The sequence below is a fragment of the Pseudobacteroides cellulosolvens ATCC 35603 = DSM 2933 genome, from assembly GCF_001262605.1.
Classification (GTDB): Bacteria; Bacillota; Clostridia; order Acetivibrionales; family DSM-2933; genus Pseudobacteroides; species Pseudobacteroides cellulosolvens.
In genome coordinates, this window is record NZ_LGTC01000001.1 from 5467430 (window position 1) to 5493954 (window position 26525).

At 35.9% G+C, this 26525-nt stretch carries 17 protein-coding genes; 10 read left to right on the plus strand and 7 right to left on the minus strand.

Features of this window, described 5'->3' with window-relative positions; translation table 11 throughout:
* Positions 1-63: 63 nt before the first annotated feature.
* Complete coding sequence (locus Bccel_RS22635) at positions 64-969, minus strand: methyltransferase domain-containing protein (protein ID WP_036935592.1); 906 nt, start codon at positions 967-969, stop codon at positions 64-66.
* A 196-nt stretch (positions 970-1165) separates the two neighbouring features.
* On the opposite strand from Bccel_RS22635, the gene Bccel_RS22640 reads away from it, so the two are divergent.
* The 3 genes from Bccel_RS22640 to Bccel_RS22650 all read left to right on the plus strand — a co-directional run bounded on the left by Bccel_RS22640 (position 1166) and on the right by Bccel_RS22650 (position 6467).
* Positions 1166-1753: a flavodoxin family protein gene (locus tag Bccel_RS22640; protein ID WP_242853039.1), complete on the plus strand. Its 588-nt coding sequence runs from the start codon at positions 1166-1168 to the stop codon at positions 1751-1753.
* Between the two features lie 606 nt (positions 1754-2359).
* A complete protein-coding gene (locus Bccel_RS22645; protein ID WP_050753749.1) occupies positions 2360-5353 on the plus strand; it encodes a cohesin domain-containing protein in 2994 nt (997 codons plus the stop codon).
* A gap of 214 nt (positions 5354-5567) precedes the next feature.
* On the plus strand, positions 5568-6467 hold the full coding sequence (locus Bccel_RS22650) for a PLP-dependent cysteine synthase family protein (RefSeq protein ID WP_036935588.1): 900 nt from the start codon (positions 5568-5570) through the stop codon (positions 6465-6467).
* Between the two features lie 96 nt (positions 6468-6563).
* On the opposite strand, the gene Bccel_RS22655 is transcribed toward Bccel_RS22650, so the two are convergent.
* A complete protein-coding gene (locus Bccel_RS22655; protein WP_242853031.1) occupies positions 6564-6893 on the minus strand; it encodes a late competence development ComFB family protein in 330 nt (109 codons plus the stop codon).
* Positions 6894-7046: 153 nt separating this feature from the next.
* Between Bccel_RS22655 and Bccel_RS22660 the strand changes: the two genes are divergently transcribed.
* The 5 genes from Bccel_RS22660 (at position 7047) to Bccel_RS22680 (ending at position 13541) form a co-directional block, all read left to right on the plus strand.
* Positions 7047-8564, plus strand: coding sequence for a DUF2167 domain-containing protein (locus tag Bccel_RS22660; RefSeq protein ID WP_036935586.1), 1518 nt, complete (start codon positions 7047-7049; stop codon positions 8562-8564).
* Between the two features lie 453 nt (positions 8565-9017).
* Entirely contained in the window at positions 9018-10967 is a 1950-nt protein-coding gene (locus tag Bccel_RS22665) for an endonuclease MutS2 (RefSeq protein WP_036935584.1), read from the plus strand.
* Between the two features lie 2 nt (positions 10968-10969).
* On the plus strand, positions 10970-11956 hold the full coding sequence (locus tag Bccel_RS22670) for an ABC transporter ATP-binding protein (RefSeq protein ID WP_036935583.1): 987 nt from the start codon (positions 10970-10972) through the stop codon (positions 11954-11956).
* Positions 11953-12747 (plus strand): ABC transporter permease, encoded by a 795-nt coding sequence (locus tag Bccel_RS22675; RefSeq protein WP_036935581.1) that lies wholly within the window; start codon positions 11953-11955, stop codon positions 12745-12747. The genes Bccel_RS22670 and Bccel_RS22675 overlap by 4 nt, the downstream gene beginning before the upstream one ends.
* A complete protein-coding gene (locus Bccel_RS22680; protein ID WP_036935579.1) occupies positions 12744-13541 on the plus strand; it encodes an ABC transporter permease in 798 nt (265 codons plus the stop codon). The genes Bccel_RS22675 and Bccel_RS22680 overlap by 4 nt, the downstream gene beginning before the upstream one ends.
* 11 nt (positions 13542-13552) lie before the next feature.
* Here Bccel_RS22680 and Bccel_RS22685 read toward each other — a convergent pair whose 3' ends face one another.
* From Bccel_RS22685 to Bccel_RS22695, 3 genes are read right to left on the minus strand one after another with little or no spacing between them, the layout of a single operon-like run.
* Complete coding sequence (locus tag Bccel_RS22685) at positions 13553-15502, minus strand: HlyD family efflux transporter periplasmic adaptor subunit (protein ID WP_050753751.1); 1950 nt, start codon at positions 15500-15502, stop codon at positions 13553-13555.
* A gap of 1 nt (position 15503) precedes the next feature.
* Complete coding sequence (locus tag Bccel_RS22690; protein WP_036935577.1) at positions 15504-16175, minus strand: ABC transporter ATP-binding protein; 672 nt, start codon at positions 16173-16175, stop codon at positions 15504-15506.
* 14 nt (positions 16176-16189) lie between these two features.
* Positions 16190-18697, minus strand: a complete 2508-nt coding sequence (locus Bccel_RS22695) for an FtsX-like permease family protein (RefSeq protein WP_036935575.1) — start codon at positions 18695-18697, stop codon at positions 16190-16192.
* Between the two features lie 420 nt (positions 18698-19117).
* Here Bccel_RS22695 and Bccel_RS22700 point away from each other — a divergent pair, with 420 nt between their 5' ends.
* The gene (locus Bccel_RS22700) at positions 19118-19831 is read left to right on the plus strand and encodes a DUF4652 domain-containing protein (RefSeq protein ID WP_050753752.1); all 714 of its coding nucleotides are present in this window, start codon (positions 19118-19120) and stop codon (positions 19829-19831) included.
* An 80-nt stretch (positions 19832-19911) separates the two neighbouring features.
* Positions 19912-21342, plus strand: a complete 1431-nt coding sequence (locus tag Bccel_RS22705; protein ID WP_050753753.1) for a PA2928 family protein — start codon at positions 19912-19914, stop codon at positions 21340-21342.
* Positions 21343-21417: 75 nt separating this feature from the next.
* On the opposite strand, the gene Bccel_RS22710 is transcribed toward Bccel_RS22705, so the two are convergent.
* Both Bccel_RS22710 and Bccel_RS22715 read right to left on the minus strand, forming a co-directional pair.
* A complete protein-coding gene (locus tag Bccel_RS22710) occupies positions 21418-21759 on the minus strand; it encodes a hypothetical protein (RefSeq protein ID WP_036935571.1) in 342 nt (113 codons plus the stop codon).
* Positions 21760-21894: 135 nt separating this feature from the next.
* Entirely contained in the window at positions 21895-26214 is a 4320-nt protein-coding gene (locus Bccel_RS22715; RefSeq protein WP_050753754.1) for a leucine-rich repeat protein, read from the minus strand.
* Positions 26215-26525: the final 311 nt, after the last annotated feature.

The following is a 26525-nucleotide window of genomic DNA, read 5'->3' on the forward strand; positions in this document are numbered from 1 at the left end:
TGTTAATAACAAAATTGCTTGCAATTTTACAACCCCGATTGTTGTCGTGAGAAAAATTATAATTTATGCTATTAATGATAGCTTGTGCTTAACCTTATTTTTTCCAACTATCTCAACTTGTATGGAATTACCCAAGGCTTCAATGGGCTCCCCGGGATCGTAACTAAACTTCACTCGCATCACTTCTCCTGCTTTTAGTTCAAATGCTATACCAAAAGGTATTATCAGATACTGTGAGTGCCAATCAATTGTCTTACCTGTATACATATCCATGGATAATAGATTTTTAGTTATAAAACGCAATGCATTTACGTTTGTCTCTTCATTAAATGTAAAAGATAAATCTGCATTAATAGTTTCTACATAATCGTTATCGTAGTCAACAATTTTATATACTACAGGATCGCCACAGGGACTGCAGTCCTCAACAGTATAATAAGGCGACTGGAATAATGGCACTTGGGCAAAATAACCGTTAAAATCATAGTTCTGGAATACAGGCTGTACTCCAAGAAGAGTAGCATTAGGAAGAATACGGGGTGCTGATCCAAAGCGTGCAATATGAGCATCTCTGAATGCACTTACAACATGAAGCTGTTTCTCACGGAGCAAAGCACTGTGAAGCATTTCACAAATAACAAGGTCTACAGGCTCCGGGGGCAGCCATTTAGCTGCATCTCCCTGAAATATATGCACTTTATGGGATAATCCGTTCTCACTAATAAATCTCCTACTGGCTGAAACCAAAGCGGGATTAAATTCCACAGACCACACCGATGCACCTTTCCTGGCAGCGAAGGAGGATAAAACACCAGTACCGCTGCCTAACTCAGCCACCTTATGTTCAGGTTTGACTATGTGCTCAATAGCACTTTTAAATGCAGTCATTCGGGATGCATCAGACAGCATCTGATAGTGATAATGCAAAGGGATAAACTGGCCTATTTCATTAATTTCTGCGTTTAACATGACATGTCTCCTTGTATCAAATCCTTTTGTATTTTTAAGCATCCGTACTAGTTTTTCTATCGGCAGAAGTTGTCCAGTGCTTTATGTTAAATTTTAATGTATATCCATCATATTTACGTTTTAAGGAGTTTGATTTATAATTAATTATAGACAATAAATATTTAAAGGGGATGTTGTTATCAATAAAGTTTTAGGTATTTCTGGAAGTCCAAACAAAAATGGAAATACCGCCTATGCTGTCCAATATGCTTTAACAAAACTAAAGGATAGTGGATTCGAGATTAAATATATATCCTTGTCTCATAAGTTCATAGCTCCCTGTATAGGCTGTTTCAAATGTGCAGACGATAAAAGGTGCTGGCAAAAGGACGATATGCAGGATATAATAGATGCTTTTTTTTGGTGTGATGGAATTATCCTTGGCTCACCTGTTTATTTCGGGATGGTCAGCGGGCAGCTAAAGATTATGATGGATCGCTGTGTCTCTATTAGAGCCAATTATGGAGATACTATGCCCATGTCAGGGAAACTGGGTGGTGCAATAGCCTGTGCAAACTCCAGAAACGGAGGCCAGGAAACAACTCTTCAAAACCTTCAAACTTTCATGTTACAGCTTAACATACAGGTTATTAGCGATGGCCCCATTTTTTGTCACAGCGGCGGCACTATAGTGGGCGAAGCATCAAAGGATTCTTGGGGTCTTGAAACTGTAAATAACCTATCAAATAATATGGGAAACTTGATGATTAAAAATATGAATAAAGGTGCTTTACCTCCTTTGTAGATGCATATATATATCAATCTGTTAATCTATTGCTAAGTATTGACAAAGCCATGTAAGTTAACTATAATTATATTATTAAGAGGTCATTTTGTGTTAAATTAGTAATCGCATTCATTTCGAAGCAGTACTCTAATGTTTTTCTATAAATTTGACAAACCTTGTATCAATTGAAGAGGGTAGCAAACCCTTATACCTATATTATTCTCACATTAATTTTTAGCTGGTTTTCTTTTCATAAGCTTATAATAATTACAGAGATTCTACGGGCTTTGTAGTTACAATTAATTATTAACATCATGTTACTTATTCTAAATTAAAAGTGTTAATAATCTTACATTTGGCAGAGCAAAATAACGAATGTTTTAATGTTATTTTGTGAAATACAAATGCTCTTTTCCAAGCGTTATATAATAATAAGCCGACTATTTCCAACTCATTAGCAGTGTAGGAAGTAGTGTCAGACTGTTGGTTATATAAATTCATTTTAGTTGTTTATGTACTCCAAAAGGGTACAAGATTTATCAAAATTAAGGTAAGGAGGTATAAAATTTATAATGTTTATTATTAGAAAAGTTACAAGTAAGCAAGTATAGGGGGTATTTATTCATGAATTTAAAAAGACTTATGGCAGTTTTATTAACCGCATTGATGCTATTGGGTGGTCTATTCTCAAATGTTTCATTAGCAGCTGCACCTGGTAGTTTGAAGGTATTCTACAGCAATAACGGAGCAGGTACTAACTCAAATCAGCTTTACATCAACATCAAGCTGAGAAATTTAGGAACAAGCGATATCGATCTTTCCAAGCTGACTATACGGTATTACTTCACAAAGGACAGTAACAAAGAATTGAAGTATTATTCCGACTATGTTAGCATGGGCTCTGTTTCTACTGCATTTTATGATCTTTCACCGGCAGCAGCCAAGGCCGACAAGTATATTGAAATAAAACCATCTTCAGGCACTATTTCGACTGCCGGAGCACAATGGCCCAAACAGTCTGAGGTAAATATTCAAGGTAGAGTGGCAAGAAGTGACTGGTCAAACTTCGACCAATCCAATGACCACTCATATATGTCAGCTACCTCACAGTATGTTGAAAATCCATATATTGCTGTATTTGAATCAGGAACACTAATTGCAGGTACAGTTCCAGGCGGTGTTGTCTCAAATCCACCTACCGCAACAAAAGCAGCAACACCCACTAAATCAGCTGCAACACCTACCAGATTTGCACCTACACCTACCAAATCAGTACCTACACCTACCAAATCAACAGTATCGCATACACCAACACCGGTTACTGCAACATCAATTCCTTCAAAAGGCGAAGTGTTTGTAACAGTTGATAAAACAACCGCGGCTGTTGGAAATATTATAAAAGCAACGATTAACGTAAAAGACTTTGATGTTATAGCTGGGTATCAGGCAAGCCTTAAATATGACCCGACAGTATTACAACCTGTATACCTTGATGGAACTCAATACGACAATTCTTCAACCCCAGAATACGGAACACTATTACAGAAGAGATATAGCGGTACAGATATGGCAGCAAACGATCTTTCAAAAGGTATACTTACCTTTGGAAGAACATACATGGCATTGGATTCATACAAGGCTTCAGGTGTAAAAGAAAACAACGGATCATTGGCCATTATTGGATTTAAGGTTTTAAAGACCACTTCAACAAGGATTACATTGGAAAATACGCCAAGCCTCACAAATCCAGTTGTGGGAACTATGGTATTCGATTGGAACGGTACACAGCTTAACGGCTATACTGTAACTCAGGCGGCAGCCATCAATTCAGGTAATGTTGCTACGCCTACAAAATCAGTAACACCTACTAAAGCACCTACTCCTACTAAATCAGCAGCTCCTACACCTACAGCTGTAACATCAGTTCCTCCAGGGGCTGAAGTCTATGTTACTGTTGACAAAACAACTGCTGCTGTTGGGGATATCATTAAAACTACAATAAGTGTAAAAGGATTTGATGTTGTTGCCGGATACCAGGCAAATATCAAGTATGATCCTACAGTTTTACAGCCTGTATACCTTGATGGAACTCCTTATGACAATTCTTCATCACCAGAGTATGGAACATTATTGCAGAAAAGATATAGCGGTACAGACATGGCATCAAATGATATTACAAAAGGTATACTTACCTTTGGAAGAACATACATGGCATTGGAGTCATACAAAGCTTCAGGCGTAAAGGAAAATACCGGTTCATTGGCCATTATTGGATTTAAGGTTTTAAAAGTATCCTCTACCAAGATTATGTTAGAGAATGCGTCAAGCCTCACTAACCCAGTTTCGGGGACAATGGTATTCGATTGGAACGGTACACAGCTTAACGGCTATACTGTAACTCAGGCATCAACTATCAATTCAGGCAGTGTTGCTACACCTACAAGATCAGTAGCTCCTACTCCAACTAAATCAGCAGCTCCTACACCTACAGCTGTAACATCAGTTCCTCCAGGGGCCGAAGTCTATGTTACTGTTGACAAAACAACTGCTGCTGTTGGGGATATCATTAAAGCTACAATAAGTGTAAAGGGATTTGATGTTGTCGCCGGATATCAGGCAAATATCAAGTATGATACTACAGTTTTACAGCCTGTATACCTTGATGGAACTCCTTATGACAATTCTTCATCACCAGAGTATGGAACATTATTGCAGAAGAGATATAGCGGTACAGACATGGCATCAAATGATATTACAAAAGGTACACTTACCTTTGGAAGAACATACATGGCATTGGAGTCATACAAGGCTTCAGGTGTAAAGGAAAATGCCGGTTCATTGGCCATTATTGGATTTAAGGTTTTAAAAGTATCCTCTACCAAGATTATGTTAGAGAATGCATCAAGCCTCACTAACCCAGTTTCGGGAACAATGGTATTCGATTGGAACGGTACACAGTTATCAGGTTATGCTGTAACTCAGGCGGCAGCTATCAATTCAGGCAGTGTTGCTACACCTACAAGATCAGTAACACCTACTAAAGCACCTACTCCTACTCCAACAAGATCAGTAGCACCTACATCTACACCTACCAAATCAGCAACACCAACACCTACACCTGTACCTGGAAAAGGTGAAGTATATCTTACACTTGACAAAACAACCGCAGCTGTGGGAGATATAATTGCTGCAACACTGAATGTAAAGGGATTTGACGTTGTTTCAGGATATCAGGCGAATATTAAATATGACCCATCAGTATTACAGCCTGTATACCTTGATGGAACTCCGTATGATAGCTCATCAGCTCCAGACTATGGTACATTACTCCAGAAGAGATACAGCGGAACAGATATGGCAGCAAACGATCTTTCAAAGGGTTCACTTACCTTTGGAAGGACATACATGAATTTGGCTTCCTACAAAAACTCAGGAGTACCTGAAAACACTGGTTCATTGGCAGTTATAGGTTTTAAAGTATTGAAGGCTGCGTCAACCAAGATAACGCTTGAAAACTCACCAAGCCTGACAAGTCCGGTTAACGGAACTATGATATTTGACTGGGATGGATTGCAGTTATCAGGCTATAAAGTAACTCAAGCAGCGTCAATCAATTAGAAAATATAATAATTTTTTAAATCATGCTTTAACAACCACTCTCCTTCCCCGGCCAATACTAATCGTCGGGAAGGAGAGATTTTATATGTTTAAAAGAATTTTCCGACTCAAATACTCATACTTATATAATGGGCCAATTTAAGTTACTTACATATATTGTAGCTGCAATCAATACATGGTATAGTATTAGTAGTAGATTGGAAGGATGATGTACATGTATGATAACATTCTTGATACCATTGGTAATACTCCACTTGTAAAGATAAACAAATTGAATCCAAAGCCTCACATTCCCTTATATGCGAAGCTGGAAGGATTCAACCCTACAGGTAGCATCAAGGACCGCATAGCATTGAAAATGATTGAGCAGGCAGAAGAATGCGGTATGCTCACCAAAGGCAAAACAATAATTGAACCTACCTCCGGTAATACAGGAATTGGTCTGGCAATGATAGGTGCAGTTAAAGGATACTCGGTAGAAATAGTTATGAGTGAAGCAGTTTCTGTTGAACGCCGAAAAATGATAGAAGCTTTTGGCGGAAAGATTACACTGACAGATGCATCCCAGGGAACAGACGGAGCCATTAGAAAAGCACATGAGCTTATATCCACATACCCCGATAAATACTTTATGCCAAACCAGTTCTCCAATAAATACAATAAAATGGCACACTACCTTACTACTGCACACGAAATATGGGAGGGCACACAGGGCAAAGTCACTCATTTTGTTTCTGCCCTTGGTACCTCAGGAACCATAATGGGTGTAGGAATGGGGTTAAAAAGCCAAAACCCCGATATACAGGTAATTGAAGCACATCCTGTTCGGGGTCATTATATACAAGGTCTCAAAAATATGCAGGAAGCAATAGTTCCGGAAATCTACGATCCAACAAAGATTGACCGTACTGTTATGGTGGAATCTGAAGCTGCTTTTTCCATGTGCAGATCAATTGTTATGCACGAGGGTATATTTGTAGGCATGAGCAGCGGAGCAGCAATGCTTGCAGCACTTGAATGCATAAAAGAAATGGATGAAGGCTTCGTGGTTGTAGTGTTTGCCGATAGGGGAGAAAAATATCTAAGTACAGATTTATTTAATTCGCAAATATAGAGAGTTTACTAAACTCTCTTATTTTGCCGCTTGATTTTGGACATGTTAAAGCAATTGGACTTAAAGAATGTTAAAATAATATACTATGTATTTTAATCATTCCCTAGCCTCATGATGCGGATTCTTTTTAACCATTTCAAAGGCTTTGATAATCCTCTCATGAACTTCAGTCCTAAGTTTGGTAAAATACTCACTATTTTCATCTTTGTCTATAAAATTTGAACAATAATTGGGTTTAATATCGTTTAGAATAATAGCAGCAACATCAGCCAAACAAATCCAGCAGTCACAAAATCCTTTACCGCGTGTATTTTGGGTGTTTTCAACAAAATAATACAGCTCTTGCAATACGATATTTTCAGTGAGATTCTCCAGTCCGGCATATGTGTACAAATTATCCTTAAAGTTTTTCATTACAGTTTTCATCACCATTAGCTCCCATCATAAATTATTTAGGTATTTACAAATAATTGAAATGCCCTTATATAAAGAATATCGGAAAGATGCTTTGTATTTTTTATAGAATATTGAGTAAAGACATAACTAAATTAACATTAATTTATAGAGGAGTACAGTAATATGAAAAAGTTTTTACAATTATTGGCATTAACTTTTATACTGCTATTGCCTGGGATGTCATTAGCAGTAAACGAGCCCGCAGACAGCGACATTACGTGGAAAGAGCAGGATTCACCCGGCACATTTAATATAGGTGAAGATCTTGCAATTATCAAGCTGGATGCAGGCTTTAAGTTTATTGATAAAGAAAATTGTGCAAAATTTATGGAATCACTGCCGGAAATTCCAGATGACAGTGATCTTGCGATTATAAGATTTGAGAACGCTACGAGTAACGGGTATGTTAACTTTTCCTATGACAAGGTCGGATACATATTAGATGATACTTCATCAATTCGTGATGAAAAGTTATTATTAGATGAAATAATCAAAAGCAATGAGAAGTTTAATGAGGAAAGAATTAAAAAGAACATTCCTCCCCTTTATATAGTTGACTGGGATGAAAAACCTCACTATGAAAAAAACCTGAATACTCTTGTTTGGTCATATCTATGCCAAACAGACAAAGATACAAATGACCGTTTTATTAATTACGATTTCAGAATTCTAGGCAGATTTGGTTATATGAATGTTAAACTGGTCTGTAGTGTGGAAGAAAAAGAATGGGCTAAAACCATGCTTAATAAGATAATCAACGGGTTCGAGTATAGACCTGGTAAGAAATATAGTGATTATAACAAATCACAAGATAAAGTTTCCAACCTTAAGCTTGGAAGTTTAATAACCGGAAAAAATAATTTCAGACAGGACTGGAATGAAAAAAGAGGCCCTGGCCAGTTCAGCCTCGGTCCTAATATAGCTTCAATAACAATCGATGATGGGTATAGTTTTATAGAAAGCAGTAAATGTGATATTTTTAAAGATAGTATAGGGGATATTCCAACTCAAAGAGAAATCGGTATTGTAGTTCCTTTTGAAGAAAATAATGAAAATTGGTTTATAGAGTTTAACAACGATCCTGTTGGATATGTAGTTGAAGATACTGATTCCATTGAGGATGACGGCAAATTGCTGGATGAAATAAAAGCGGAGAATGAAAAGGCTGAAAAGTTAAGAAAATCAAGCAATTTAGCTGGCATAAAAATTATTGATTGGGACGAGAAAGTAAAATACGATAAGGTTAAAAAGGTTCTTACATGGTCACTTGTTATTGAAAGTAGCGGAAAAAAGATGGTAAGCTTCAATGCAAGATTTTTAAGCTATGATGGATATACATCAACTACCCTGGTAGCAGACTATGCCGGCAAGGACAAGCTTAAGCCAGTATTTAACAAAGTTGTCCAAAGTTTTAGCTATAATGAGTCTTACAATTATGACAATATAGAGCCATTGAAGAATAAGATTTCCGCCTACAACCTTTCTGGAGTAATTACCGGAAAAGAGTCGGGGCAAAGCCCATTTTTAAGGAAATTCATATTAATTGCAAAAGTGTATGGTCTGGTTATATTAGGAATTATTGCAGTTGTTGATATCTTAAGGAGGATAATCAAGCAATTTCTAAAAAGAAGAGTTGTTTAAAGAATTTTGCAATCTCAATTAATATTATGGGAGCATTTGATTGTTGACTTATTGAATTAAATATGATATTTTGTATATATCTTACAAACGAAAGGATGGTTTTGATGTCGGTAAGTTCTGTAAAGGTGATATTCAACTAAATAAAGTTGAAGGACATAAAATAAAACAGGTTATATGCCTGTCTATTAATTGTGTCCTAAAAAGGCATTACCTTACAGACTGCTTCAATAATCATTTTCGGATTATATTTGTCATAATTCGGCGATTGTAAATCATGGCACGACAAGGTGTGTTTGTCGGGCTTTTTTATTGTCGTCAGCGGTTTTATTATTTCCGATAAATACAATTGTTTAGTTTCCTTTACCCGCAGAAGCATTCTGCCTTTTATAAGGCGAGGTATGTCTTCTGCGGGTTTGTTTTATTAATGTCTATATCAATGGAGGAGCATAAACAATGAATAAAAAATATTACGAAACATTAGAATTTAATAAAGTACTTGATATTCTTGAAGAATGTGCATTATCTGATAAAGCCAAACATAGAATCAAAAAACTTGAACCTTACATGTCGGAGAGTGAAGTGTCCAGACATTTGAATGAAACAAGCGAGGCAAGGCTGATTATGGAGCACTACGGAACACCACCCCTTTCATGTATGGAGGATCTTGAAAAATCCTTAGTATTGCTAGGCAAGGGTTCGATGCTAATGCCTGAACAACTGGGTAACATCGCACAGTTTTTCACATCCTGCAGGCGATTGAAGTCATACCTCAAAAAGGCTGAGGCCTCATTTACTGCAGTAGCCTCATATGGAAATTCCATTTATGACCTTTCAGATATTGAAGATGAAATAAACAGGATTATACGCGGCTCTCAGGTTGTTGATAATGCTTCATCCGTACTTGCCGATATCAGAAGGAAGATTGCAAACGCCGAAACACAGGTAAAATCTAAGCTTGATTCACTTCTTAGGAATAATAAAATCTGGTTTTCCGAGAGCTTTGTATCTATCCGCAACGGGCATTATACCTTGCCTGTAAAAAAAGAATACAAAAACCAAGTCAAAGGCTCGGTTGTTGATATATCCCAAAGCGGAAGCACTTATTTCATCGAACCTTCTTCAGTTGGAAAATTCCAGGAAGAGGTAGGCATATTGCGTATTGAAGAAGAAAATGAAGTAAGGCGCATCTTGTATGTGTTAACCGCTCTTGTAGAAGAAAATTTGCCATACATTAATATAAATATCGAAGCCATGGAAACCCTTGATTTCATATTTGCCAAAGCAAAGCTCAGCATAGCAATGAAAGCATCTCCACTGCCTGTCAGCATTGAAAGAAAAGTAGAAATCAAGTCTGGACGGCATCCCCTGCTAAAAGCTGATACAATAGTTCCTCTCGATTTTCATATCGGCGGAAATTATAAAGGTGTAATCATTACAGGCCCTAACACCGGCGGAAAAACCGTTGCACTAAAAACCATAGGGCTTTTATCTGTAATGGCACAGTGCGGCCTTCATGTTCCTGCAGAGGGCGGATGCTTTACGATGAACAATTATGTTTTGTGTGATATTGGCGATGGGCAAAGCATTACAGAAAACCTTTCTACCTTTTCATCACATATGACTAATATCATCCAAATATTGAAGCTGGCAAACGATCAATCATTGGTTCTCCTAGATGAGCTGGGATCGGGAACCGATCCTGCTGAAGGCATGGGTCTTGCTATAGCTATTTTAGAAGAGCTTGCGGGCAAAAACTGCCTCTTTGTGGCAACTACTCATTACCCCGAAATAAAGGATTTTGCCAAATCAACACCCGGCCTCGTCAACGCAAGAATGGCCTTTGACCTTCAAAGTCTGCTTCCACTATATAAACTGGAAATAGGAGAAGCTGGAGAAAGTTGTGCCCTGTATATTGCAAGGCGTTTAGGACTCCCCCTTAGAATGATTGAGAGAGCAAGCATTGCTGCATATGGTAGTACAGTGCCTATGGCCTACACGGAAGATTCAGGAAGCACGGTTACGCCTTCAAAAGAAATTCAACAAATAAAAGTGCCAAATAAGATAGTCCGAAAACCGGATACCAAAAAGACTCCTGACACTCTTCAAAGCAATACTTTTAATATAGGTGACAGCGTTATGGTTTACCCTCAAAAAATGATCGGTATTGTATATCAAAAAGCAAATGAAAAAGGCGATGTTGGAGTGCAGGTAAAAGACAAAAAGCTTTTAATAAACCATAAGAGGTTAAAACTCCACGTTCCTGCTAGTGAGCTTTATCCAGAAAATTATGACTTTTCAATTATATTCGACTCGGTTGAAAACCGGAAGAAAAGACACAGCTTAGGACGCAAGCATGATCCCAGTATCATTATTGAAACATGGAATGAAGATGGAGGCCAATAAGCATGAATATTATACACACAAAAAACCTCTATAAATCCTACACCCGTTATGAAAAGGAAGAAGGCTTTCGCGGCAGCATTAAAAGCTTGTTTAATAGAAAGAAGATATCAAAAATCGCAGTAAATGATTTTAATCTGGATATCAATGAAGGCGAATTTGTCGGGTTAATCGGTCCAAATGGAGCAGGAAAGACTACCCTTATGAAAATGTTGACCGGAATAATCTCCCCCACCTCGGGGGAAATTTCGGTACTCGGGTTTATACCCAATGAACTAAAAAATGCATACAAAAAGCAGTTTGCCATTGTAATGGGGCAGAAAAGCCAGCTGTTTCAAGACATTTCTGCAGTTGATACCTTTCTGCTTCTTAAGGAGATCTACGATATTCCTGAAACAGAATACCGTAAAAACCTTAGTTATTTTACCGAGCTATTCGCCGTTGAATCCTATCTAAATGTTCAGGTCAGGACCCTGTCCCTCGGCGAAAGAATGAAAATGGAGCTTATTGCAGCCCTTTTACACAATCCAAAAATACTTTTTCTTGATGAGCCTACAATTGGTCTTGATGCTGTAGCCCAAAAGCAAATCAGATGCTTTTTAAAGGAGGTTAACCGCAGCAAAGGCACAACAATACTTCTTACAAGCCATTACATGGAAGACATAAAAAGCCTGTGTGAAAGATGTATTGTAGTAAATAGCGGCAGTAAAATTTATGACGGAAGCCTTGAAATGCTTTTTAACCATTATCAGACCCATAAGATGATAACAGTCACTTTTGATGAAGCGACATCATATATCCCTGATTTTGATGTGCAGATAATCGACAAAAACCCTTTCAAACTGTCTTTCATGGCACATAAAAAGGATGTACGCTTCATTGTAGGCAACATTTTCAATGAGTATGACGTAAATGACATATCCATCGAAGAGGAAGACATTGGTAATATTGTAGAAAGAATTTATTCTGATAAAGGTGGTATATATCGATGAAAAAATACTTTGAAACGTCAAAGGTTATGTTTAAAACTCAGCTGGCATACAGATTTGACGTCATTACAAGCGTGGTACTTACTGTCTCAAAAATCCTGCTTGCATATGTGCTATGGAGTGCCATATTCGGAACAAGAGATACTGTTTCGGGCTTTAATATGAGCTCCATGCTTTCATACTATATCATAAGTTCATTTTTAACCCAGCTAGACCAATCCTCTGTTATAGGATGGCAAATTTCTGAAGAGATAAGAAATGGCAGGTTCTCAAAATACATTATTAAGCCTATGGGAGTTTTCAGGTACTTCACTGCTCAGACAGCAGGCATATCGGCATTTCTTTTGCTGTTCAATTTAATTGCGGCAGTAACATGGATTTTCGTTTTCCGCATCGATTTTGCAATTACAACTAGCGGCTGGAGCATCTTTTCTGCTTTCATATTGATTCTTTTAGGTCTTTTATTCATGATGCAGATAAACTATTTTATAGGTATACTTGCCTTCAAATTCCTTGATACAAGTATTTTCATGATGATAAAAGATAATATTGTGCAATTCATAAATGGCTCACTTATACCTCTGACGCTTTTACCGTCAGAAATCACCAGGATAATGACGTTTTTCCCCTTTTACTATATTTCATATCTGCCTTCCTTGCTGCTTCTTGGCAGAAATAAAAATGAAATTGTCCCAGGCCTTATTATTCTTTCATTATGGAATATAATGTTCGGTATACTAAACTCAGTAACTTACAAAACGCTTAAATTCAAATATGATGGGGTGGGAATATGACTTTAAAAAGACAGTTAAAAATTATTTATATGCTGCTTAAGATGAAGCTCTCAAAAAATATGGCATTCAGGTTTTCATTTTTTGGCGTATTTTTTGTAGATGGATCATTGTTTCTGATACAGCTTTTAATGTTTTCAGCAATTTATTCACAGACTGAAACCATCGGAGGATGGGGCAAATCACAAATGCTTCTTTTTATCGGAACATTCTCACTTATTAATGCATTAAATATGGCTATATACTTTTTTGGGGTCTTATCTATTCCATGGAAAATCAAATCAGGTGAGCTGGATTTGTACATAACTAAACCCATTAACCCACTTTTGCACCTTTCCTTTGAAAGCATTGACTTGGGTTCAGTTCCCCTCGTGTTTGCAAGCATTGGTATAATCATCTATGCCGTTTCAGGAATGGATATACCCTTAACATTACTTACAGTTATAGGCTACACATTTTTGGTCCTTGTAATGCTGTTACTGTATTATGATATGATGGTAATTCTTCGTACCCTTTCCTTCTTCTTTATTCAAGCTTCGTCCATAGAACGCCTGGAGGGAGAGGTAATCACACTATGTATGAAAATTCCCGGGACTCTGTTTAAAGGTGCTTTCAAATTGATATTCTATCTAATTTTACCCTACGGAATCATGGCCACAGTTCCTTCTGAGTTTTTTGCCGGAACTCTCTCCCCTTTAGGCTTTGTTTATTCAGTTGGAATTGCTGGATTCTTTACAGTTTTTACAATTGTCTTCTGGAAAATTGGCCTTAGGAACTACAAAAGTACAAGCAGCTAGGGAATAAAATCCTACTTCTTTATCTTAACATCAACATTGTAATCGGGCACAATAAAACCATCTGCATTATCAATACCAATTATTACAGTGATGCTGGTATCCCCATTGTTTTGTTTAGCCAATCCGGCTATTTTCTCAACCTTTCCACTATAAGTCTTGGCTTTATTTGCAATGGGGATAATATCTACCTTAGCACCTATTTTTACATCTTTAATGAACTCTTCAGGTACCGATGCCTCCACATGCAAATTTTTAGAGTCTATTATAGTAGCAACCCTGTTAGCACTGCTCAGCACATCCCCTGTTTGGCACTCAATGGAGTATACAAGCCCGGAATCGAATTCGCTTATAACCTTGTCTCCATTTATATAGTTCTTCTTAAGCTTATCCTTAAGAATCCCCAAATCTTCAATCAAAAGCTCAATCTTTTTTTCCTGAGTTTCAATTTTAAGCCTGTCGATTTCACTCTTTAGATCAAGCTCTAAATTATCAAGCTGAACCTTTTTTTGAGCTATGTTTAAAACTATTTGTTCCAGCTCCTTTTTCCTATTTGCAGCAGCATTATCCATATCCTTCATCGTAGATTTTATGCTCAGTTCATTATTAGTAATGGAAAGACTTATTTGCTTCAATTCTTTTTCTTTATCAACCTTATAATCGGAAAATGATTGTTTTAAAGTTTCAAGCTGATCTTCCAGCTGTTTTATTTCCTTTTGCCTGTTTTTCTTAATAGCTTCCAATTCATACTTTGCATCATCTATACTCTTTTTAATCAGTTTTAATTCTTCCTGTTTTGCCTTTTTAACTTTATCAAGCTGTAAGCTTGCATCCTTTGAGGAAAGATTCTTTTTAAGATAATCCAGCTCCTTATTGGCATCTGCTACTGCTCCAAGCAGCTTGTTAATTTCATAGCTTTTAACTGACTTTACCTTTTCAATTGCTATGACGGCCTCTTCCTTTATTCTCTTCTGTTCCAAGTATTCAGGTGAATCATCGGCATATCCCTCTTTAATAAGATAGCTCATGTAATCATTTGCTTTGGTAATCTGCATCTGATAAAGTTTTATATCTGGGTCTGTTCCATTATCCAATTCAGCCTTTTTAGCCAGGTACTCTCCTTGAAGTCTGGATATCTCACTGCTCTTCCTTTCAATTTCACTAGTGCTTCTTTCTGTTCCAGCCTGGATTTGATTATTGGAAATTATAATATCTGAATCTGAGTTGTTATCCAAGGCAGCTTTTTTTGTATCATAATCCCCCTGTAACTCTGCAATTTTCCTATTCTTATTAACCAATTCTTCGTCAACAGGTGTGCCTGGTTCCATGGCTTTTCCTGCTATCAGGCTCAATGCATTATCATACTCATTCTTCTTCTCGTCTAACTCATCCTCCAGCTTTTTTATCTCATTCTCTTTTCTTTTACTATGTATACCTATTAAATTCTTATTATCTTCAACCTGTGTATTTAAGCTTTGCAATTCATTCTGTAGCTTTTTAAGCTGCTCATCATTTACTTCTCCAATCTCAGTCTTTTTAATTCCCATTTCATCATAGAGCCTATCTATTTCCTTTTGCAGAACGGCTTTATTATTTCTGGCCTTACTGCTCTCAAGGCCTGATGTAATCTTCATATTCTTAAGTTCAAGCACTGCCAGATCAATTTCGTTCTCCTTTGCCTTAATCTGGCTTTTGGCATTCTTTAAGTCAAGAGTAATGATAGAATCTCCTTTTTTAAGAACCTGCCCTGAAAAAACATCTATAGATGCAACAACTGCCGGGAAATCGATATATATACTCTTAGATGTCTTGTATTTAACCTGACCGAATACATCAATTGTATCTTTAACTGGTTTTGCAGTCGGCATCTGGTTTTGACTTGCAGATTGGCTATTATCAGAGGCACAAGCAGCCGCCGTGAACAAAAATGTACCAACCAAAATAGCTCCTATTACCTTCTTCATATCAATACACCCTTCCATCCTTTAAATTGATTGCTCTGTTCCCATAGTTTGCAGATTCCATTGAATGGGTAACCTGCACTATTGTCTTTCCTTTTTCAATGTTTATTTTTTTGAAGAGTCCCATTATCTCTGTTCCAGTTTTAGAATCCAGGTTTCCTATAGGCTCATCGGCGAGAATCACATCCGGGTCATTTATAAGTGCTCTGGCAATGGCAACCCTCTGCTGCTGACCACCTGAGAGTTCTCGAGGAGTATGCTTTCGCCGTTCAGTTAAGCCTACGTCATTTAAAATCCTCTCCAACCGCTCTTTATATTTTCCAGGCCTTTTCCCATCCAAGGTCAACGGAAGCAATATATTTTCCTCAACTGTAAGGTTTGGAATCAAATTGTAAAATTGAAACACAAAACCAATCTGCCGCCTCCTTAATATACTTTCTTCCTTATCTTTCATTCCAGCCAGCTCACGGCCATTTATCCTTATGCTGCCTGATGTTGGTTTGTCAAGACTTCCTATAAGATATAACAAGGTGCTTTTACCTGAACCAGATGGTCCCATAATTGAAACAAATTCTCCCTTTTCTATGTTTACATTTATGTCCTTAAGCACCTCAACATCCATGCTGCCCAGCTTGAAAGTCTTATATAAATTTATTGTTTCTATAATCGACCCCATATTCCAACTCCCCTTTACTCGTACTTTATTGCCTGAACAATACTCAGTTTTGAAGACTTTAATGCAGGCACCAAAGACGCTATCAGCATCACAACCACAGCTACTATGAAATTTATTATTACACTCTGCACTGATATTGAAATTCCCATTTCAATACCTATTATTACTTTAAGCAAGCTTGGAACTATACGTAGAATCATTATACACGTCATTATTCCAAGGATACCTCCGATAACCCCACTTGAAAATGATTCAAGTGCAATCATTTTAATTATTTGCCTCTTGCTCATTCCTATGGACCTTAAAACAGCTATTATCCTTCTTCTTTCCATAAACGAAATAATAAGATTGTTTACAATTCCAAAAATCCCTATAACTACAGCAAGTGCTGCAAATCCCTGCATAATTGCAAAGGTTTGGGCGTTGCCCTCCATCGATTGATTCTTCATGTCTTCAACAGTCCTAATATTCAAATACCTTCTCTCAAATTTCTTTCTAATATTCTCCTTCACATTCGAAGGCTTTATTGACGTTTTTATATAAACACTGCTATAAAAGGAGCTTCTTGTATCCAGCTTAAAGTATCTTTCAGGAATCATGGCCATATCGCCGTTATCTACCAGTGTGTTGAACAGTCCCGCAACCATGTATTTCTTTTTTGTCTCTCCCATTGTCAATTCAATGTAATTTCCAACATCTACTTTAAACCGCTCCTTTAAGGTATTTGATATGTATATGTTCCTGTCTTCATCAAAATTGAATGAACTATCTTCAATTTTCTTATATAATTCAATTTTCCAGTAATCAAAGTATTTTTTCTGATCAATTCCAACAAGACTGCCAATTCTGCTTTCTCCGTCACCAACCTTTATTCCCCGTGTTTCATAACAAGGATATGAATCCGCTACACCTTCGGTGGAATTTAATAGACTGATGAAATTTTTGTCAAGTTCCATTCCATACAGCGAAATATCAAAGTTCATACTTTTCACGAATATGCTCAAAACATCCTTTGCCACACTGCCGCTTATAATATTGATGGTGAGAATTATTGACATGCCTATTGCAATAAGGGAAATATTATTAAGAAGATTTTTATTGTCCTTAATATTTTTGGCAGCCATAATTCCTTCATTTCCAAACAACGCACCATACACGATGGAGATGACTTTTACTATAGCAGCCACTAGGACAGGAAGCATAACTATAATTGAAAAAGCTATAGAGAGAATACAAAGAACATTAATTGGAAGTGCAACACCATAATCGGTTTCTGCAGCTAAAAAACCTGGTACAATCATAGAAACAATCAGTAATAAAGGGCCAAGAATTATAGCTTTCTTGCGTTTTTTTACATCCCAATGTATTGAGTTTAGTATTATGTCCTTTAGTGACACGCCTGTCACTTTTATAATTGGAAAAATTGAGCTTCCCAAACTCAGTATTACGGCAAAAACAAATGCTGCAATACATTGTGAACCTGTATAATTTAAACTTGCCTGCAAACCTCGTTCACTGGCCAGCATGATCTTCAGCATGGCATAAAGTATTAGTATCCCCAGCCCACAGCCTATAGCTCCTGCAACAATACCATAAAACCCGCTTTCCATAAACAGAATGGCGTTAGTAGCTTTTCTTGTAGCACCAATGCTCCTTAATGTTCCTATAACAGGCAGTCTTTCAAAGGCTATAACCTTAAAGGATGTATAAATAATAAATATGCTCATAAACGAAACCAACAAAGATACTATTAAAAATGGTGCCGATACCCTGTTTAATGCATCCTTAAGCTCTTCAATCGGGATAGTTTCATAAAACGCATTTTTGTTAAATTCCTGATTTAAGGCTTCCACCAGGACTTTCGTATTAATCCCTTTCTTGGTTTTTAAAAATACCTGAGTGACTTTGCCCTTGGCATTATAGTAGCCGCCAACGGTAGATATGGGCATTACTGCGAAGCTGCCGGTGCTTTCATCGGCAAATATACCGGTTCGCTTACTGATTGCACAAACAGTCAATCTCCTTACTTTATCAGATATGGTAAGATCAACGGTGTCGCCAATATCTACATTCATTTTTTTAGCTGTTTCAGGTCCTATTATGATTTTATTACCTTCAAATGGCTGCATCTTATAATCTTTGTCAATGGATACAGTGCCCATCTTAATCATATCTTCATAAGTCATGCCAAATATACTGATATTTATGTACTCGTTTCGATTTTTTTTGTATGTTCCTCCTATTTGTATTGATCCAACCCCATACTCTATGTTTTCTTCGTACTTCCCCAGATTATCATAATAAAAGAATGACGACTTGCTTTTTTCTGAAGCTGTCATAATTATATCTGTATCACCATAGTATTTTTTTATCTGCTTTGAGATAATTCCCTCCAGCGTATCAGCAATAGCAAGTGATGCAAAAAACAAGGCTGCAGAGATTGCAACGGATATTACTATTAAAAAAGTTCTGAATTTTTTCTCAAGTATACTCTTAACCAAAAACTTAAGCATCATCAACATCTATAGCAACCCTCTCTACACCTTTTCACATTAGGATCAAATATTTGTTATATTGCTCCATTTCTATAATAACAGCTAAAAATTAAAATATAATGAAAAATGAATTAAAAATCTATTAATTTATACCAATATATTATTCAATAAACCCCTTTATATAAAGAGATTATATTGTTCAATTACTTTATAACATAATTTCGAATATTGGATTTTTATGCACACAAAAATTTACACCCTATAATTATAAGACTAATCCCACTAGCTTCCAACTAGTTATTTATATATAGTCTTTTGGCTTATATTAAAAGTGTTATTAATTCCAGCCATAGAACTTTAAGTAAAAAGATGATAAAATAAACTAAGTTAAAAGTGGCTAATCTTTTAATATAATAATATAAATCTATTAGGTGAGGTGAATATTTTTTGAAGAGATTATTGATTTTAGCAATAGCATTGATTATCTTAGTTTCAGGATGCTATAACAACAAAAGCGAAATACAGGAAAGTCCTGATATCCAAATAAAACAAGAGCCAAGCAATACCAAGAAGCCATTAAGTTTACCTGATGAAAGCCAGGCAAGCACAGTATTAAAACACAATGATAAATCATATACCAAGCTCTTTGAATTGCCAAATAAAAAGCAGATTTATTATAGTGAAGAGAAGGTTATTTTGCTTAAATCCGGTGAAAAACATACACTGCTTAACGACATATATATAGATGAGTTTGCATCCTCGCCCGTTCTGTCACCGGACAAAAAAAATATTGCATACATTTCGCCCTACGAATTTGAATTGAACGGAAATGTCTATGTTTTTGATACAATTACCGAAACCTCCAAAAAAGTTATTCAGGTTGATGTCAAGAAAGAAGACTCGGCAAAGGTTGTTAAATGGCTGGATAATGATAGGTTACTCGTAATTATCGGCTTTGGTAAGGGTACGGTCAGTAGAGGAGGAAATTTATATTTGTATAACCTTAAAACAGGCGAATTAAAAGCCATAAAAGAAGTAAATGAAATGGAAGAGATAGTTGATATAAATGTGGGTACAGAAGGTCCGGTAATAGATATAATTACTTGGAATGAAGAATATACAGAGTATAAAACTAAAAAGGTCCTAATAAAGACCCAATAATTACCTATTTTATATCCTAATAAAATTCTAAACAATAGAATTTTCGAAGTACAATTTAACATTAAAATGGGGTAAATGCTATGAAAGATTTAAGCTTGATGGACAAAATACTGTTCGCTTTACGTTATAAGGACAGTATTCTTCATAATGTTTTTTTAACAATTATATTTATAGTAGCGGGCATATTCATCCTTTTCCTGTTTGCTTACATATTTAAAAGAATATCGCACTCCAGTAATTTTGAAAACAGCCCAAAAAGCCGGTTCAAATCTCTAATTCCATTGACCATAGCAGGATTCTGGATGCTGGTTTTTCCAGTCGGCCTATTTCTACTAATTGAAGTTAACCTTACGGATGCAAGCAGTGCTGCCGCACTGGATCAGGCTATCGTCTATGAATTGGATGGAAATCCGGTTGCCTCCATGGTTGTCAAAGTGTTTAGTGCAAGTGAGACAGGGTCTGAGGGAACTAGTGGAAGCAACTATTATAAAATACAGGCAATCGACCTAAAAAAGGGCACCCTAATATTTGACAAGAAGATGAAAGGATCTTATAGCACCTATCATGATCCAAAAATATTAGGTTCTTTAAAAGATAACTTGTTTATATTTCATGATGGCCGGATTCTGGTTATAGATAAATTCTCGGGTAAAACTGTCCATTCTATAAATTCTGTAGGCGATTCCGATGAGGTTTCGCTGCTTCCGGAACCTGAAATGTGTAAATTTGATAACACAACTAAATCTATTGTATTTAAAGCAAATAATGGCCTGGTTTATTCTTTGAATATGCAGGACCTTGGAATATCTGAGAAAAAGTCTATTGATATTGACAAATATTTTACTAAAGAAAAGAACACCTTTACAACCAAGTATCTTGGAAAAGGAATGTCAATAATTAAAGCTTCAGAAAAAGGTATGTTCAACATATTTCTGACAGACTCCGACATCAACAATCTCAAGGAAGGCCTGGAAGTATCCAGTTCTGTGGAAAACACCGAAAGAAGATACCTATACAATGGAAGCCTTGATAATGTTATGGGATTGAAAAAACTGACTCAGGAAGTATTTTTGCTGGGAGGATTTCTATTTAATCAGGTTTCAAATGATAAATATTTTTATGACAATATCGGCATAGATCCACAAAACAAGAATTTTAAGAATTATGTAAACTTATCTGGCAGGGGTGAATCAAAGGCATTGGAGCCATTTAAAACTGAAGGATCAAACCTTTCTCTTATTGTTCACAAAAAAAGCCTGGATTCCGGAGCCAATACCCTTTTAACAGCGATAAATTTACAGGAAGGAAAATCAACATGGTCTATTGATACAGGTGCCAGCGAGATTCATGAATGCTACAACATTGATAAGGACCACATCATGTTATTCTGCCAAGACGGATATAACACTATGGGACAAAACTTTAGTACAAACTTCATACTTTATGTTTCGCTGAAAGATGGAACATGTACCGGTTTTGACGTAAAATATAGCAGGAGCTTTAAGTTTTGAGTTATATGATACACAAATAGCAATGCCATTATATGAGCATAAGCCCGTATAATGGCATCATCTTTTCCAATAGAATTAACGGTTTTTTTGGGGAGGAATCAAACGTGTATAATCTACAAATGCAAATATGGAAGTACGTTTTACCTTATCTCCCCATACTTTATCGTAAATGCGTCTTATATCATCTCCAATTACCTCAGCAGCATTCTCTATCCCACGTTTATCTTTATATGAAGCTACAACAAAAAACTTGGTAGATTTTTTCTTGTTTTTATACAATTCCAGCCCTATATAATATTCACCGTATTTTGCCTTTAAATATTCATTAAGCTTATGTGAAAATTTCGCATAGGAGTTTTCCAATCCAGGTTGAACATTAATTTCATTTACATTATACAAAGGTGCGTTACAGCTCATAAAAATACCCCTGCTTATATGTTACTACAATTATATTATGTAAATTATCTGTTTTAGGTTCCGTAATTCTTTTATCAGCTAAACAATCTCTGTCTTAAACATTCTTTATTTGTCAATTTGGCTTTAATCTAATATTTACCTTTGTTTTAATGCATTAACTAAAATTACAGCAGCTTCAGCTCTGGTAACACTTTTAGCTGGCTTAAAAGTGCCATCCTCATACCCTTTTATAATTTTAAGATTTATAGCCTTTGATACATAACCCTTTGCCCAGCTCTGAATAGCTACAGCATCTTTTAGATTTGTACTGTCAGCTGAAGTCCCCAATTTCATTGCCCTCATTATCATTGTTACTATTTCTTCACGAGAGCATGATTTATTGGCTTTAAATGTATTATCTGTATAACCTGATAATATTCCCGCTTCAACAGCTGTCTTTATGTAGGCTTTTGACCAGTATGGTATATCTTTATCATCTTTGAATTTTGTTGTTCCTTCAGACTGCTTAAGTCCGAGAACCTTCACAATAATTACAGCCAACTCTGCACGACTTATTATATTATTAGGTTTAAACGTACCATCCTCATATCCGCTTATTGCATTTTTATTAACCAACTCAATAATTTGTCCGACTGCCCAATGATTTTGTATGTCTTTAAAAGCAACGACTGCAGGTTTTTTATCCAAAGGTTCATTCACCTGAGATGGTTTTGCTGTTGGTGTTGCAGATACAAGTGTAGGTTTAGATGTTGCTGGTGTTACAGTTGCTGGTGTCTGTGTGGGTGCAGGCGTTGCTGTAGGGGTTTCTGTAGATGTTGCTGCAGGCACACCTGATATAGGATTGGGATTATTAACTGGTGGCTGTACAATTAATGTTGGAGTTGGCGTAGGGCTTGGAAAAGGGCCATCCTCAAAAGTTTCAGCGGCAAATCCGTTCCAAGGATTTGTAAAACCTTCACTACCTTCTTTATAATATATTTTACTCTTACCATTAACTGAATTAAAGGAAAGAGGGGATACATCCGGAGCATCACCATAGAAATACACTCCTGTCAAATTACTGCATGCCCAAAACGCAAAATTTCCTACATTTTTTACAGTGCCTGGCACATTGACTCTTTCCAGATAATCTGCACTGACAAAAGCATTTTCTATTACATTTTCTGCCCCTAAAGGTATTGAATAGACTTTATCGTTCTTATCCTCCGGATATTTGATCAGCGTATGTTTATCCTTATCAAACAAAACTCCATCCTGGCTGGAATATTTAAGATTATTTTTGTCTACATCAATAATTTGTAGTTTATAGCAGGAATTAAAATTATTTGAAGATATATTGTATACGTTTTCTGAAACTGTTATTTTTTTCAGATTAGCCGAGCGGATTGCATAACTTTCAATACTCCTTACATACGATGGTATAATAAATTCAGCACCACTTTTGTTTGCAGGATATGCTATTAACTTGAACTTATCTTTGCTGTAAAGAACACCCTCGCTGCTTGTAAAAAACGGGTTACTAATAGATGCATTTATGGCTTCTAAAGATGATGTGTTATAAACTGCATTTGATGGAATTTCAATAACATTCTCATGAATATTAAATATTTTTAAATACCTGTTTCCAATTGAATAAGATTCAATTTTAGTTACACTAAGCGGTATTGAATAGCTTGTATCTTTTTTACCTGCAGGATAATATATCAGTAAGCTCTTGTCCTTATTGAGTAATACACCATCTTCGCTGGAATAATTTTTGTTGCCCACTGAAACATTTATCGATTCCAAATTATCGTTGGAAAGAAACGTCATTCGAGGGTTCTTGATCTCAACAACAGTGCTCGGAATATCAACACTTTTTAGATTAGGGCAATCACTAAATATGTTACCTACGATTCTAACATTTTCTGGTATTATTATTTTGTTAACTACATCTCCAGATTTGGAAAATATGTAATCTGCAATTGCTGTGACCGGCTTTCCATCAATATTTTCTGGAATAGAAATTTCACTGGCACCTGAGCCTATGTATTTAGTTATGGTTATTTCACCATTAGACTCTTCATAATTGAAATCTTGGCTGCTTACCTTACTAATAATCTTTATTGCACCATAAAGGTTATCCTTTTTATAGAATAATACCCCATCATCAATACAATTTACTGTAAAATCAAGCTGCTCTTTAAATTCACCCAAATAATCTCCGTTTTTATTTATCCAGTACCGCTTGTGATTTTTTTCCGCTAACGCCAAACCATTTGAAAAGGTTGTTAAACTATCATACACTGGTTTAACTATCAGCTCACCTTTTGTGTTAACAACTCCCCATTTATTATCCTTTTTCACAGGAGCTACGCCATCGGTAAAGAAATACATCTCATCCCATATAGGGTTAATTACAAATTTTCCTGTTTTATCAATTGCTCCCCACTTACTATCAATCGCTACTACTGCAAGTCCATCAAAAAATGCTTTATAACCATATTTAACAAAAACATCATCAAATTTTGGCGGTATGGCATAGGAACCTGATTTATCAACAAAACCACATTTAGGTACTCCATTTGAATCCATTTCTCCTGCCAATGCCAAACTCTGGTTAAAGGTCGGTGATTTAAACCATGCGTTGTTTGATGTATAAGTTATTTTGCCCGTTTTATCAATAAAGCCAGCTTTAGTTGTATTATCTTTGATATTGTAGAACCACCCACAGGAAACTTCTTCTGAAAATGCATTAAGCCACATAGCCGTATCTTCAGTGTTTCCTACAATAAAATTTTTGTTTATATCATAAAAATCGGTACATCCTCCAATACTATAATTAAAACCGATAAGGCCTTCCGAGCAATATGTTGCAGAGCTATAGTAAACACTTCCACTTACACTTTCAGGAATAAGGTCCTTCGAATCTAAAACAACTTTTCCGGTTTTATCTATTATTTTAGCTTCATTACTGTAAGTATCCTTTACATATGCTACACCTTCATGAAAATCTCCCGCTTCCCTATACTGAGGCTCAATTACTATTTTACCGGTTGTGTCCATATAACCCCTGAGTTTTCCTAATCTTGTATCCTTTGTATCAACTAAAACTGAAGCCATACCTTCTGAAAATATATTTACATTTTCAAATTTAGGTTCGGATATGACATCATACTTTATCCCCTCAATAGCTTTAGTTGGGTATCCACACCAAGTTTCTCCAAATCCATTGCATCCTTTCAGATAATAATATTTAAATGGACTGCCAACATACGAACTGCATGGATTATTTGCTGCAGGTGCGTCACCGTAGAAATACACAGCCTCTAATCTATCACATGCAGCAAATGCCATATCTTCCATCGCTTTTACAGTACCCGGTACATTGACCCTCACTAATTTGAATGCACCTGCAAAAGCATATTTTAATACCTTTTCTACTCCTATCGGTATTGAGAAAACACTATTATCTTTAGCTGACGGATACTTAATAAGCTTTGTTTTTTCTTTATCAAATAATATGCCGTTTTCGCTCGAAAACTTGGGATTATTTATATCAACATCAATAGTTTGCAATTGCATACTTATAAAATTATTTTCTAAAATTTCTGACACACTTTCAGAGATTGTTATTTTTTTAAGATTATATGAGTTTATTGCAGCAGACTCAATAATAGATACATTAGATGGTATAACAAATTCTGTATCACTTTTTCCAGAAGGGTATAAAATTAGTCTGGATCTGTCCTTGCTGTAAAGAATCCCATCACTACAGGTAAAAAACGGGTTTTCATCATATACATTTATAGATTCTAATGAATTAGAAGAATTTATACTATAAGGCTGAATATCGTATACATTCTCATGAATATCAATTGTTTTTAAATTATTACATGCAATTGAATGAGAAGTAATTGCCGTTACACTAAGCGGTACTGTGTAATGAGTGTCTTTTTTGCTCCTAGGGTAATATAGCAATATGCTCTTGTCCTTACTAAACAATACACCATCTTCGCTGGAATACGCATTATTCTTTTCAGAAACATTAATTGATTCCAATTTCCCATTATTTATGAATTTAAAGGGCAGGTTCTGTATTTCATTTAATGTACTTGGTATATCTATAGTTTTTAAATTTGGACAATATGCAAACATGTTTCCTATTGTTCTAACATTTTCAGGTATGATTATTTTTCTGATCTCAAGATTATCAGGAGAAGTTTCAGAATTAGAACTTGCAGGATTTCCACCTTTTGAAAATATATAATCTGCAATTGCCATGACTGGCTTCCCATCAATAGTTCCTGGAATTGTTACATCGCTGACACCTAAACCAGTATATTTAGTTATGGTAATTTCACCATTTGCCTCTGTGTAGGTAAAATTTTGCCAGCTACTTGCTAATACAGGAATATACAACTGGTTTATGCATAGCACTAATACCAAAAATAAAACAGTTAATTTTTTATTCATTTAATTTCCCCCTAGTTTAAGTTAAATAAATATAAATTGAAGACTTGTAAAGACTCATACTATATTTTGTCTATTATTATATAATAAAAATTAAATTTATGTAAGCCAAGTGCAATAATTTAGCATTATAGGCTATTATAGTTAATAAATAAATTATCAGCTTACCTTGCCCATTTCTAAAGCATAATGTTTCCAGATGAAAACAGCTAATAATCTTTTATTTGTTAAAACAAATGTAAAAGACTTTTCATTTAGACATTTAATCTCATTTTTTACCGCGAAAGTCTTATAAGGTACATACAAGCTTTCCT